The sequence below is a fragment of the Protofrankia sp. CiP3 genome, assembly GCF_917627345.1.
In the GTDB taxonomy this organism is placed as follows: Bacteria; Actinomycetota; Actinomycetes; order Frankiales; family Frankiaceae; genus Protofrankia.
In genome coordinates, this window is sequence record NZ_CAKJTM010000003.1 from 42,665 (window position 1) to 55,581 (window position 12,917).

General features: G+C 67.3%; 8 protein-coding genes. 3 read left to right on the forward strand and 5 right to left on the reverse strand.

Going from position 1 to position 12,917, the window contains the following annotated elements; translation table 11 throughout:
• Positions 1 to 123 precede the first annotated feature (123 nt).
• Complete coding sequence (locus tag MJ797_RS01735) at positions 124 to 1,962, reverse strand: acyl-CoA dehydrogenase (protein ID WP_239331035.1); 1,839 nt, start codon at positions 1,960 to 1,962, stop codon at positions 124 to 126.
• 243 nt (positions 1,963 to 2,205) lie between these two features.
• A complete protein-coding gene (locus MJ797_RS01740) occupies positions 2,206 to 2,925 on the reverse strand; it encodes a hypothetical protein (protein WP_239331038.1) in 720 nt (239 codons plus the stop codon).
• A 507-nt stretch (positions 2,926 to 3,432) separates the two neighbouring features.
• Between MJ797_RS01740 and MJ797_RS01745 the strand changes: the two genes are divergently transcribed.
• Complete coding sequence (locus tag MJ797_RS01745) at positions 3,433 to 6,651, forward strand: adenylate/guanylate cyclase domain-containing protein (protein WP_239331041.1); 3,219 nt, start codon at positions 3,433 to 3,435, stop codon at positions 6,649 to 6,651.
• Between the two features lie 16 nt (positions 6,652 to 6,667).
• Here the strand turns inward: MJ797_RS01745 and MJ797_RS01750 are convergent, their stop codons facing one another.
• Positions 6,668 to 6,955, reverse strand: coding sequence for a hypothetical protein (locus MJ797_RS01750; RefSeq protein WP_239331044.1), 288 nt, complete (start codon positions 6,953 to 6,955; stop codon positions 6,668 to 6,670).
• A 397-nt stretch (positions 6,956 to 7,352) separates the two neighbouring features.
• Between MJ797_RS01750 and MJ797_RS01755 the strand changes: the two genes are divergently transcribed.
• On the forward strand, positions 7,353 to 7,574 hold the full coding sequence (locus tag MJ797_RS01755) for a hypothetical protein (RefSeq protein WP_239331046.1): 222 nt from the start codon (positions 7,353 to 7,355) through the stop codon (positions 7,572 to 7,574).
• 65 nt (positions 7,575 to 7,639) lie between these two features.
• Here the strand turns inward: MJ797_RS01755 and MJ797_RS01760 are convergent, their stop codons facing one another.
• Positions 7,640 to 8,020 (reverse strand): STAS domain-containing protein, encoded by a 381-nt coding sequence (locus MJ797_RS01760; RefSeq protein WP_239331048.1) that lies wholly within the window; start codon positions 8,018 to 8,020, stop codon positions 7,640 to 7,642.
• A gap of 340 nt (positions 8,021 to 8,360) precedes the next feature.
• On the reverse strand, positions 8,361 to 10,049 hold the full coding sequence (pgi, locus tag MJ797_RS01765; RefSeq protein ID WP_239331050.1) for a glucose-6-phosphate isomerase: 1,689 nt from the start codon (positions 10,047 to 10,049) through the stop codon (positions 8,361 to 8,363).
• Between the two features lie 417 nt (positions 10,050 to 10,466).
• On the opposite strand from pgi, the gene MJ797_RS01770 reads away from it, so the two are divergent.
• Positions 10,467 to 12,845 (forward strand): protein kinase, encoded by a 2,379-nt coding sequence (locus MJ797_RS01770; protein WP_239331052.1) that lies wholly within the window; start codon positions 10,467 to 10,469, stop codon positions 12,843 to 12,845.
• The last annotated feature ends 72 nt before the right edge of the window (positions 12,846 to 12,917 follow it).

Below are 12,917 nucleotides of genomic sequence, written 5' to 3' on the forward strand. Positions count from 1 at the left end.
AGCGGCGGGCCGCCGGGGGCGCGATCCAGGCTCTGTCTCGCGCGCCCGACGGTTGCATGTGGTGACCATTACCCCGCCCCGAGTCCGGACGGCGCCCGAGCGGCGCCCGGTGGGGAGCAGCCGTCAGAACGCGTCCTCAGTCAGGTCCATCAAGTCGAGATCGGTAGCCTGGAGGACGCTGAGCCGAATCGACAGTTCGGGCAGCACGTTCGCGACGAACCACCGGGCTGTGGACACTTTGCCCTCGTAGAAGGCACGCTCCCTGGCTGCCGAGGCCTGTTGCGATCCGGCGAGCGCCGCTGTGGCCACCTCGGCCTGACGCAGCAGCAGCCAGCCGATCACAAGGTCGCCGACACTCATCAGCAGCCGCGTGGTGTTCAGACCCACCTTGTACACCTGCCTGGGATCCTGCGCGGTACCGGCGAGAAAACCGGTCAGCACATCGATCATGGACTGGACGTTCTCCAGCGCGGCAGCGAGGATCTCCCGCTCCCGGCGCAGTGCGCCGTCCCCCGCGCCGTCCTTGGCGAAGCTCTGGATCTCGGTGAACAACGCGGTGAGGGCCTGGCTGCGATCTCGCACGATCTTGCGGAAGAAGAAGTCCTGTCCCTGGATGGACGTGGTGCCCTCGTACAGGGTGTCAATCTTCGCGTCGCGGATGTACTGCTCGATCGGGTAATCCTGCAGGTAGCCAGAACCACCGAAAACCTGCAGGGACGTCGCCAGCAGTTCATAGGACCGCTCGGAGCCAACGCCCTTGACTATCGGCAGCAGCAGGTCGTTGAGCCGTCCGGCGATGTCGTCCGGCGTGCCCGCGGCGTTCGCCACGGCAACCCTGTCCTGGACGGTGGCGGTGTACAGGACCAGCGCGCGCATGCCTTCCGCGTACGCCTTCTGCGACATGAGCATCCGCCGGACGTCCGGGTGATGAATGATCGTTACACGCTGTGCGGCCTTGTCCATGAGCTGCGTCAGATCAGCGCCCTGGACCCGGCTCCGCGCGAACTCCAGGGCGTTCAGATACCCCGTGGACAGCGTCGCGATGGCCTTGGTGCCCACCATCATGCGGGCGTACTCGATGACCTCGAACATCTGGGCGATACCGTCGTGGACGTCCCCGACGAGCCAGCCGACCGCCGGGTGCTTCTCGCCGAAGCGCAGCTCACAGGTGGTGGATACCTTCAGCCCCATCTTCTTCTCGACGCCGGTGACGTAGACGCCGTTGCGCTCGCCGGGTTCGCCGGTCACCGGGTCCACCAGGAACTTCGGGACCAGGAACATGGACAGTCCCTTGGTGCCCGGTCCGCTGCCCTCTGGCCGGGCAAGAGTGAGATGGAAGATGTTCTCCGGAACATCCCAGTCACCTGAAGTGATGAATCGTTTCACACCCTCGATGTGCCAGGTGCCGTCGGCCTGCGCCAGCGCCCTGGTGCGGCCCGCGCCCACGTCCGAACCCGCGTCGGGCTCGGTGAGCACCATCGTCCCGCCCCATTGCCGCTCGATCGCCTGGCGGGCGAACGTCCGCTGCGCGGCGTTGCCGAGCCCGTCGAGAATCCCGGCGAAGGTCGGACCGCTCATGTACATGAACGCTGCCGGGTTGGACCCGAGGATGAGCTCCGAAGCGGCCCAGACGACCGATGGCGGGGCACCCATACCGCCCAGGTGCGCCGGTACGAAAAGGCGCCACCACTCGCCGGCCATGAGGTCCACGTAGGACTTCTTGAACACCTCTGGCAGCGTGACGGTGCCGGCGTCCGGGTCGAACACCGGTGGATTGCGGTCGGCCTCCGCGAAGGACTCGGCCAGCGGACCGGTGGCCAGCCTGTCGACCTCGACAAGCACGTCGTGGGCTGTCTGACGATCCATATCCGCGAACGGGCCGTGCTCCAGTGTCTGGTCCACGCCCAGCACCTCGAACAGGTTGAACTCGATGTCGCGGAGGTTGCTCTTGTAGTGCCCCATGGTGGTCTCCCCGGGAAGTGCCGGCTTCGGTTGTCACCGAGGGAACCGGCATGCTCCTACTGGCTAGTAACTAATACCCATGCTACTCGCTGGTAACCATCCATGGAACAAATACTGGAACAACGTGATAGCTAACAGAATAGCGCTAAAAAAGTTACTTTTAGTAACATTTGATCAATCTTCATATCAACATCCAACATTTTACTACTTTTCGCAAGCAGATGACTACCCAAAGTGCCGCTATTACGAGGCGTCGCTCCAGCGAGAGCTGCCATCACGCTCACGAATGCAGGCGACCAGACGCCCGTCCGCACCCTGGACGACCCCATCGCCATCGGTGCTGGCGTCGCACTCGGTACCCGGCACCGGCGCAACCGGCCCCCGTGGCGGTGGCGGACTCGCCACCCCCCAACGCGACTGGCCCGAATCCGCCCGCCCGCAATAGAGAAGCAGCCCGTTCACGGCCTGCCGTGGAACGGAGTCGACGCTCGGGAGACATGGTTCCCCAACGAACACGGCCCGCATCCGCTCCGCTGGGACGGTCGGGGCCGGGGCATCCTGGCCTGGGCCTGGGGTAGCGGGCCCCGGAGTACCCGCGGCGCCGCTGCCGGCTTCGCTCCCCGCGTCGTTCGGGGATGTCCCGGGAACGGTCGCGGAACCCGGCCTCGCGGGATCCTCCGAGGTGGTCGGGCTGTCCCCAGACCGCGACGGATCGCGCTGGCCACCGGCGGGCGGAGCGGTGGCGAGCGGAGCTGTAGCGGGCGGGGTGGTGGCGGTGACCACCGGTGACTTCGATGACGTATGCGTCTCCGCGCCGGCGGTGGTCGAGGCACACCCGACCAGCAGGGCAACCAACAGCCCGAGCGCCGTGGTGGTGACGACCGGGCTCCCCGCGCCCCGGACCGCCCCGGCCTCGCCGCGGCTCGCGTCGAGCGCGGTGTCCCTTCCCCGCTGTCCAGCCACCACATCAACCAGCTTAGGTAGGACCGCCAAAGCACGGAGCGACTTGGTCCGCGAGCAGCGGGTTTGGGGCGTATCTGATGGATCTTCGATCGTGCGGATCAATGCCCAGAAGGCGTCCTGCCACATCGCTCCCCGTACGCCGCTGCGCGCCGCACGGGGACCCCGGCTCGTCGGTCCGGATAGAACACCGCTATCCGGGCCTCCTCCGCCTTGCGGGCCACCTTCTGAATCATCGCCCACATCGACCAACATCCATCAGACACGCTCCAGGCCGCTGGAACGAAAACGGGCAGTCGATGGTGGCAACCGATGTTTTTGCCCGATCATCCGCCGGGACGCTCGCCTGCCAGACATCCAAACAAGATCAATTAGTTCGCCAAAACCCGTCACCGGGGGAGCCGAGGCAGCCACCCCGCCCGCCGCTGTGGGACAGATCACGATCATCTGAAACGACTGACACCGGCATCAGCGTCCCGTCTGGCATCGCCGCGGCCTACGATCCGGCACATGGTCGCCTGCCCGACATGCGGAAAGGCCAACCCAGAGGAAGCACGCTTCTGCTTCTCCTGCGGTACTCCGCTGCCCACGTTCGGGATCGGCGCTCGCAAGACTGTAACGATCATGTTCTGCGACGTCACCGGTTATACCGCCATCGGTGAACAGCTCGACTCCGAGCCACTACAGCAGGTGATGTGGCGCTTCTTCAGCGCCGCCCGCGAAGTGATCTCGGCCCACGGAGGCAGCGTCGAGAAGTTCATCGGGGACGCGGTGTTCGCTGTTTTCGGTATCCCGATCCTGCATGAGGACGATGCGCTGCGCGCCGCCCGCGCCGCCCTCGAGATCCGCGCCAGCATGGCCACGCTCAACGCCGATCTCCAACGGGACTGGGGATTTCGGTTCCGGATCCGCATCGGCATCAACACGGGCGAGGTCACCGTCGGCGGGCCTGGTACCGGTGGCGGCGTGACCGGCGATGCCGTCAATGTCGCCTCTCGCCTGGAGGAGGCCGCCGACCCCGACGAGATCCTCATCGCTGAGGCGACCCTACGGATGATCCGCTCGGATGTGCGCAGCGAACCGGTCGGCCCCCTGGTGGTCCAGGGCAAGAAGGCCCCCCTGCGGGCCCATCGCCTGATCGGTCTGGCGCACCCCGGCGTCGGCCCCGGCGCGCGGTTCGCCCCGGACGGCTTTGTCGCGCCAGTGATCGGCCGGGACCGGGAACGCCGCCGCCTCGATGACGCCCTCGAACAAGTGATCGAAGAACGTACCTGCCACCTGTTTACCCTGCTCGGCCCCGCCGGCATCGGGAAGTCCCGAATGGTCGGGGAGTTCTGCGAGGCGATGGCTCCGCGGGCGACGGTGCTCACCGGGCGCTGTCTGTCCTACGGCGAAGGCATCACGTACTGGCCGCTGATGGAAATGGTCCGCCAGGCGACCGGCATGTCCGCCGACGAGAGCGCGCCCGAGGGCCGGCGTCGCCTGCGCGAGCTGCTGGAGGGCGTCGACAACGTCATCGGCGACGCCGCCGCCGTGGTGGACGGGCTGGCACCGCTGGTCGGCCTCGGGGGTGCTGAAGTTGGCGCGCAGGAGAGCTTCTGGGCGGTCCGCACCTTTCTGGCCGCGCTCGCCGAGAAACGTCCGCTGATCGTCTGGTTCGATGACGTCCACTGGGCTGAGCCGACCCTGCTGGACCTGATCGAGCATGTCGCCGACTGGTCCCGGGAGGCACCGATCCTGCTGCTGTGCCTGTCCCGGCCGGAGCTGCTGGAGGAGCGCCGGAGCTGGGGCGGAGGCAAACTCAACGCCACGTCGATGCTGTTGCAACCGCTGAGCGAGGAACGCTGCCAGCGGCTGATCCGCACGTTGATGGGGTCCAACGACCTCGACCCCGCGCTGGTCTCCAGAATCACCGAGTCAGCCGCGGGGAACCCGCTGTTCGTCGAACAGACGCTCGCGGCCCTGGTCGACGACGGGTTGTTGCGCCGGGAGGGCGACCGGTGGATCGCGACCGGCAACCTTGGCTCGGTCCAGGTCCCACCCACGATCTCCGCGCTGCTCGCGGCCCGTCTCGACCGGCTCAACATGCACGAGCGGCGGGTGCTGGAACGTGCCGCCGTTGTCGGCCAGCGGTTCTACCTCGACGCGGTGGTCGAACTGTCCGCCCCGGCGGACCGGGCCGGCGTGGCCGCGCACTGCCAGGCGCTGGTACGCAAGGAACTGGTTCATGCCGACCGGTCGGACCTGCCCGGTGTGGAGGCCTTCCGGTTCCTGCACGTCCTGCTGCGCGACTGCGCCTACCAGGCGACATCGAAGCGCCAGCGCGCCGAGCTGCACCAAGGCTTCGCCGCCTGGTTGCAGGCCCGGATGATGGGGCGCCCCGGTGAGCATGATGAGCTGGTCGGGTATCACCTGGAACAGGCGTACCGGTACCGGGTCGAGCTCGGGCTGCGCGACACCGAGACCGCGGAGCTCGGGCACCGCGCCGCGGCCTGCCTGATCGAAGCCGCTGACCGGGTCCGCCAGGGCGACGAGACAGGCGCGGCCGGGCTGCTCAAACGAGCGATCACACTCCTTCCCGTCACCGATCCGCTGCGCATCCGTGCCGAGATCGACCTTGGCTGGGCGCTGCACTCGTTCGGCCGGTTCAGCGACGCCGAACGCATGCTGCGCCAGGCCACGGACCGGGCCGCCCGGATCGGCGACACCGGCCTGCGGGCGCACGCGCGGCTCGCCCACCTTCGGCTCATGTTCGCGACAAGCCCGGAGGGGCTGGTCGCTGAGACCCTCGGTGAGGCGACCCGGGCACTACCGATCTTCATCCAGAACGGGGACGAGGTCGGTGCCGCGCTCGCCTGCCGCAGCCAGGCCGCCGCTCACATGGCCGCTGGCCGCTATGCCCTGGCCGAGCGGGCCATGCAGGCCGCCGTCCGCCACGCCGAGGAGTCCGGCGTACTTCGTGATGCCCAGACCATGCGCCGTGACCTCGTCCATCTGCTGAGCCTTGCCCCTCGCCCGGTCGGCGAGTCGGTCGACCGGGCCACGCGGGCGCTGGCCGGTGTTGGGGACGACCGCGGCCTGCGCCGTTCCCTGCTCGCCCAGCTGGCCGTGCTGTTCACGATGGCGGGAGACCTCGATGCCGCCATGGACCACCTGGCCCGGGCTGAAGAGATCGTCTGGGACGTCCGGAGCCCCCGCGGAGATCCGCTCTACGGGGGCTTCGTTGTTGCCCGTATCGCCCTGCTGACCGATGACCTCGACACGGCCGAGCACGAGCTGCGGCGCAGCTGCCGCCGGCTGGCCCGGATGGGTGAACGCGCGCACCTGGCCACGCGTGCCGCGGCCCTCGCCGACGTCTTGCTCAAGCTCGAACGCCTCGACGAGGCAGCCACCTACGTGTCCCGCTCCCGCGACGCCGCTGCCGGCGACCAGGTCCCCGCGCAGGCTGGCTGGTGCGGGGTGCACGCGAAGGTGCTCGCGATGCGCGGACGTGAGGTCGAGGCCGTCCGGTTCGCCGAGGCCGCGTGCGATCTCGCCGGCAGGACCGACGACTGGGACGGGCAGGCGCAGGCATGGCTGGCCTATGCCGAGGTGCTCCACCGGACCGGCCAGGGCGACACGGCCGGCCCGAAGATTGACGCGGCGATCGCATGCTACGAGAAGAAGGGCAACATCGCCGGGGCTGCCCAGGCCCGCCGGTTGTTCGAGGAGTTCTCGGTCCCCGCGTGACGGTCTTTCCGAGAAGCTACGGCGAGCTGAGCAGACCGCGGGCGCAGGCTTCTTCCTGGAGCTGGTGGAGCTCCTCTGCCCACAATCGGAAACGCTCCATAGCGTCGAGCTCACGGGCCAGCGCCCGGGCGAGGCGGGGGACGGTGAGGCGCTCGAGGGGAGTGCGCAGCCAGGGACGGTCGGCGATCTCCTCCTCACTGACCCGCACATAGGCCGCCCGGTACAGAACGATCTCGGCTTGCGAGATCTCAAGCTGTTCGAGCAGCATCCGCATCCGCGCCCGCAACTGGGACTCGGTCGGCACGGCGCGCCCGACGGGCCACGGACCGCGGTAGGGACCGCGCAGCGGCGGGCCTTCCGGCGATCGGCCGCCTGAGCCCGCCGGTTGCGCAACGGCAGGCCTCGACATACCAGACATGGTGACAGGAGACGAATTCGGCCGGGTGCCCGGCTTGCTGCCGGACGCCCGCCGTGAGCCAGGAGGCTCCTCAGCGCATCCCGGACACACGAAAAAACATGATCACATCTGTGTCAGCCACACCTGTGCCGGCCACGCGCCGGCCGATCGCGGCGCTCACCCTGGACGGACGAAGCCGTCGCCAGAAGGTGAATTTCCCACAACCGTGGGTAACAGAAGTGTGGAGGCACAGAGAGATCACGGAAAGACTTTCCGTGTTTTCGGGCGAGCCGCGGAGGACGCGATGGCCGGATCCATAGCAATTGTGCTGGGATTCCCACTGGTGCTCATGATCGGCATGCTGGCTATGCACCAGGTGGAACAAATGATCGAAAAAGTACGCCGGCCCCGGCTCCAGCTGGTTCCCGACCTCGATGACGAGTCCCCCGGCGACGTCGAGGATGGCGGACCACCGCCTGTGCGGCTGCTACGGCTGATCGTGTCGCGCCAGTCCGCGCATCCGTGAGCCCGCGCATCCGTGAGCCCGCATGCCGTCCGTGCGCATCCCCGGGCGCCCAGCGGGGCGGGAGGTCAGTGCGCGGGACCGCCAGCGGCGGCGGAGGCCGGCGCGCCCGATCGCCGTGACCCGGCATCAACCCGCAGGCGGCCGGTCAGACCGGTCGAACGCAGCAACGCCATGAACGCCGGGGAGGCCCCCCGCACCCGAAGGCTGGAGTGGACTCCTCGCAACAGCAGTTCGGCCCGCAGCAACGCCGCCATGCCAGCGATGTCGACGGCATGCAGGCCGTCGACATCCACCGTCACGTCCGTGCCGCCGCGGCCCAGCAGTTCATGGATCTCCTGGCGGAACCGCAGCCGGCCGCGGGTATCGAGTTCGCCATCGAGCACGATGAGCACATCGCACCCCGAGTGGGTCACCGACATCCGCAGATGACCGGCTTCGACCTGCATGTTTCCGCCCCCCGGTACTCCCGCCGGCACCTGTCGTCGGCACCCGTCGTCGTTCCGCGCCGCCTGGCCGCGGCCCCGCACCCCGGCCGGTTGGCAGCGAGGCGACACCTCCTGGCTCATATCGTCCTGGCGGTCCGGCAGGCCTCCCGAACCGAACCGCCCACAGGATGCTCTCTCCCCGAGCCACGGGATACGTACACCCCATGCAGCGATACTACCGAGGGTAACCAAGATCCCGGATTTCACTGACGAAAAGCAAGAGATGTGCCACGCATTAATGTCGGATAACACGAATTACCGTCGTACCGGCGTGCTCGATGATTCAGACAATCCGGCCAGATCAGGACTCGCGCTCCGATGGCTCGTTCGCGGCACGGAACCGGCGGATGAGACTGTTGGTGGAGCTGTCGTGCGCCAGCTCCACCGGCCCGTCTGCCGACAGCTCCGGAATGATCCGCGCCGCGAGCGCCTTGCCGAGCTCCACACCCCACTGATCGAAACTGTTGATATTCCAGATCGCACCCTGAGTGAAGACCTTGTGTTCGTAGAGAGCGATCAGCTGACCGAGCCGGAACGGGGTCAGCCGGTCGGCGAGAATCGTGTTGGTAGGCCGATTTCCAGGAAATGTCCGATGTGGGATGATTTTCCGGTCTACGTGTTCGGCGGCGACCTGCTCGGCCGTCCTGCCGAACGCCAGCGCCTCGGTCTGGGCGAAGAAGTTCGCCATCAGCAGTACATGGTGGTCCACGCCACCCGCACGCACGTCGTGGCTGGCGGTGAGAAAACCGATGAAGTCGGCGGGGACCAGCGCGGTTCCCTGGTGGATGAGCTGGAAGTAGGCATGCTGCCCGTTGGTACCGGGGGTCCCCCACACGACCGGACCGGTGGGGACAGGCACCGTTCGCCCAGCCCGGTCCACCGACTTGCCGTTGCTCTCCATGTCCAGCTGCTGGAGATAGGCGGGAAAACGCCCGAGATAGTGGCTGTAGGGCAGCACCGCATGGGTCTGCGCACCGAAGAAGTCCCGGTACCACAGGCCGAGCAGACCGAGCAGCACCGGTAGGTTCCGCTCGAACGGGGCGGTACGGAAGTGCACGTCCATCGCGTGGAACCCGGCGAGCATGTCCCGGAAGTTGTCCGGCCCGATCGCCAGCATCAGGGACAGGCCGATCGCAGAGTCGAGCGAGTAACGCCCGCCCACCCAGTCCCAGAATTCGAACATGTTGGCACTGTCGATACCGAACTCGGTCACCTTCTCCGTGTTCGTCGAGACCGCCACGAAGTGGAACGGAACCGCGTCCGGGCCGAGCGCGTCGACCAGCCAGGCCCGCGCGGCGCGGGCGTTCGCGAGCGTCTCCAGGGTGGTGAAGGTCTTCGACGACACGATGAACAGCGTCTCGGCCGGGTCGAGATCGGCTGTCGCTTCCCAGATGTCGGTACCATCCACATTCGATACGAAACGGAACTGTATCGAGCGGTCGGAGTAATCCTCTAGTGCTTCGTATGCCATGGCCGGCCCGAGGTCCGAACCTCCGATCCCGATATTGACAACAGTCCGGATATGCTTCTCGGTCACGCCGGTCCAGACACCGGAACGGACCTTGTCAGCGAACACCGACATCCGCTCGAGCACGGCATGCACCTGGGGAACGACATTCACACCGTCCGCTTCGACGACGGCGTCCGCGGGGGCGCGCAGCGCGACATGAAGAACAGCCCTGCGCTCAGTTGTGTTGATCTTCTGGCCGGTGAACATCGCCTCGATCTGTGCACGCAGCCGCGCGCGCTCGGCCAAAGCCACCAACAATTCCAGCGTCTGGTCGGTTACCCGGTTCTTCGAGTAGTCGAGGTACAGGCCGTCGGCTGCCACGGCGAGTCTCTCGCCCCGGTTCGGGTCATTGGCAAAAAGGTTACGCAGATGGACGTCGGCGAGCTCGGCGAAGTGCTTGTCGAGAGCTGTCCATTCCGGCGTTCCCATGATAGGAGAGGCGTGCTGGACGGCATCGATGGACGGCTCGATAGGCGACATGATTTTTCGGGACCTCCCAGTCCGATGGCCGCGGGCGCGTCGGCGACATGTTCACGATCCTGCATGCCCCACGCGAGGTCCACGCCACCGCGTCACCGACCAGGTCACCGCGCGCGTCACCGGATGAGCCGCGGCGCCAGCCCGCCAGCGGGACAGCGGATGCCCGTTGCGCCGGACACACAAAACGATTACACACAGCTCCAGAATGAATCCGAAAAGTCATCAACAAGATGCTGTTATGATCTATATCACTGATCTACCAGAGTCACCCATGACCACCCGGAGATGCGCATGCGACGACAGCCGTACACTCACGACTGAATTCATGGCTGAAGGGGATGTCGGTCGTCGGCGTGACCCCCGCCGGGCACGGCCGCGGCGAATGCCGTCCATACGGTGGCGAACGGAAACTGGCCTTTGTTGATCGATCGCTCGCTGGTGCAGACCGCGCTCCCCGGCTACCAGGTCGAAGGGGAACTCGGTCGTGGTGGCTATGGGCTTGTGCTCGGCGGCCGACATCGTTTGATCGGCCGGAATGTCGCGATCAAAGTCCTGCTCGACACCGCCGGTGACGTGAACCTGCGCGCCCGTTTCCTCGCCGAGGCACGGGTACTGGCCGAACTAGACCATCCACATATCGTGCGCATCCACGACTACATCGAGCATCAGGGCACCTGTCTGCTCGTCATGGAGCTGCTCCCCGGCGGCACGCTGCGCCAGCGGTTGGCGGCCGGCCCGATGTCGCCCGAGGCCACCTGCGCGCTGGGTCTTGCCGCGGCGGGCGCGCTGGATGCCGCGCACGCCCACAACGTCCTGCACCGCGACATCAAGCCCGACAACATGATGTTCGCTTCGGACGGGCTGCTCAAAGTCACCGACTTCGGCGTGGCAAAGATTTTCGAAGGTACCGAGACCACGGCGAGCGGGGTTCTCGGGACGCCTCGCTACATGGCTCCCGAACAGATCACCGGTGGTCGCCTGTATGTCTCGACCGATCTCTACGCGCTCGGCGGGGTGCTCTACGAGCTACTGGCCCGCCGGCCGCTTTTCGGCCGGGCCCTGTCCGTGGGCGCGCTGGTCAACCATCACCTCAATGTGAATCCACCACCGCTGACCGACGTGCCCGAGCCGATCAGTAGAGTAATCATGAAAACGCTGGTCAAGGACCCAGCCGCCCGCTTCCCGAGCGCCACCCAGTTCGCGCTCGAACTCGCCCAGGCCGCCGCAGGCACGTTCGGCCCGGGCTGGCTCGCCCAGTCAGGCATCGGGGTCCGCCTCGACGACGAGGTACGGCACGCGGCACAGCGCCAGCCAGCCAGGCCGGGCCCGGCCGGCCCGCGGCCGCCGACGGCATCCGGGTCCGCGCCGAGCGGTCCGCGCGGATGGTCCCCGGACGCTGACCCATGGGTACCGCCGGCGACGGACACTCCGCCGACCAGGCTCGCCCCGGAGCAGTTCCCGCCGCGCGGCCAGGGAGCCGGACCGGCTCAGCAGCCGCTGGCACAACCTGCCTCAGGATGGTGGCAGGCGAACCCGTTCGTCCCGCCGGCCGGCCGGGGTTTCACCCCGGCCGGGACGCCTGCTCCGGCCTGGCCGGCACAACCGCAACCAGTGGCCGGCTACCCGCCACCGTGGCAGCAACAACGCCCTGCGCAGCCGTCCCAGCCGTCCCGCCGGGCCTGGCTCATCGCCGGTGTCGCGGGCATCGTGATACTCGCGCTGGTCTTCAGCCTCGCGCTGATGGCCGCCAGGAACCATCATCGCGATCAAGCCACGCCGTCCGCGACCTACTCCCCTGGTGTGGCCTATGCCGGCCCGTCGGTGACGCTGTCGGGGCTGGACGCCTATGACGTCACCATCGACCGGGCTGGTGCGCTCTACATCACCGACTGGACCAGTCATCAAATCCACAAAATCGGCAAAGACGGGACCGTCACGACCGTCGCCGGCACTGGGACCAGCGGCTTCACCGCGGACGGCGGTCCCGCAAACCAGGCACAGCTCGACAGCCCAGCCGCAACGGTGCTGGACTCGTCGGGAAACATCTATATCAGCGACTCAAGCAACCAACGCATTCGGAAGATCGATACAAACGGGATCATCAGTACGATCGCGGGTACCGGGACGGCGGGCTTCACCGGGGATGGCGGCCCGGCGACCGCCGCGCAGCTGAACGAACCGAATGGGCTGGCCCTCGCGGCCGACGGCACCCTCTACGTCGCCGACTACGGCAACCAGCGCATCCGGCGGATCAGCCCGAGCGGCGTTATCACGACAGTGGCCGGTGTCGGTACCAAGGGCTTTTCCGGGGACGGCGGGCCTGCCACAGCAGCCGAGTTCGACAACCCGAACGGGCTGGCGATCGCCGCTGACGGCACCCTCTACGTGGCGGATCTCGGCAACGAGCGCGTCCGGAAGATCGACCCGCACGGGACCATCAGCACGGTGGCCGGTAACGGCGCCTACGGCTATGACGGGGACGGCGGCCCCGCGACCGCGGCCAAACTGCGCATCCCAAGCGTCGCGGTCAGTCCTGACGGCATCCTCTACATCGCTGATTACGGCAATCAGCGCGTCCGGCGGGTGACGTCCGACGGTATGATCGCCACCGTTGCCGGCAACGGGACCGAAGGCTACGCCGGGGACGGCGGCGCAGCCACCCGGGCACAGCTGTCAAGCCCGACCGGCACCGCTGTCGACGGCGCGGGCAACCTCTACATCGCCGACGACAAGAACGACCGGATCCGCCGGGTCGACTCGAACGGTGTCATCACAACCGTGGCCAGGGCGAAATAAAACCTGACGAAACAGACCAAGAGGCTCCGGCAGTAGGGCGTTCGATCAGGGAGCGGCGTCCGGGCGGATGGA

What these genes read in the sequence shown, in the direction of transcription:
- MJ797_RS01735 (WP_239331035.1), bottom strand. Translation starts at nt 1,962, where the DNA reads ATGGGGCACTACAAGAGCAACCTCCGCGACATCGAGTTCAACCTGTTC.
- MJ797_RS01745 (WP_239331041.1), top strand. Translation starts at nt 3,433, where the DNA reads ATGGTCGCCTGCCCGACATGCGGAAAGGCCAACCCAGAGGAAGCACGC.
- MJ797_RS01755 (WP_239331046.1), top strand. Translation starts at nt 7,353, where the DNA reads ATGGCCGGATCCATAGCAATTGTGCTGGGATTCCCACTGGTGCTCATG.
- MJ797_RS01760 (WP_239331048.1), bottom strand. Translation starts at nt 8,020, where the DNA reads ATGCAGGTCGAAGCCGGTCATCTGCGGATGTCGGTGACCCACTCGGGG.
- pgi (WP_239331050.1), bottom strand. Translation starts at nt 10,049, where the DNA reads ATGTCGCCTATCGAGCCGTCCATCGATGCCGTCCAGCACGCCTCTCCT.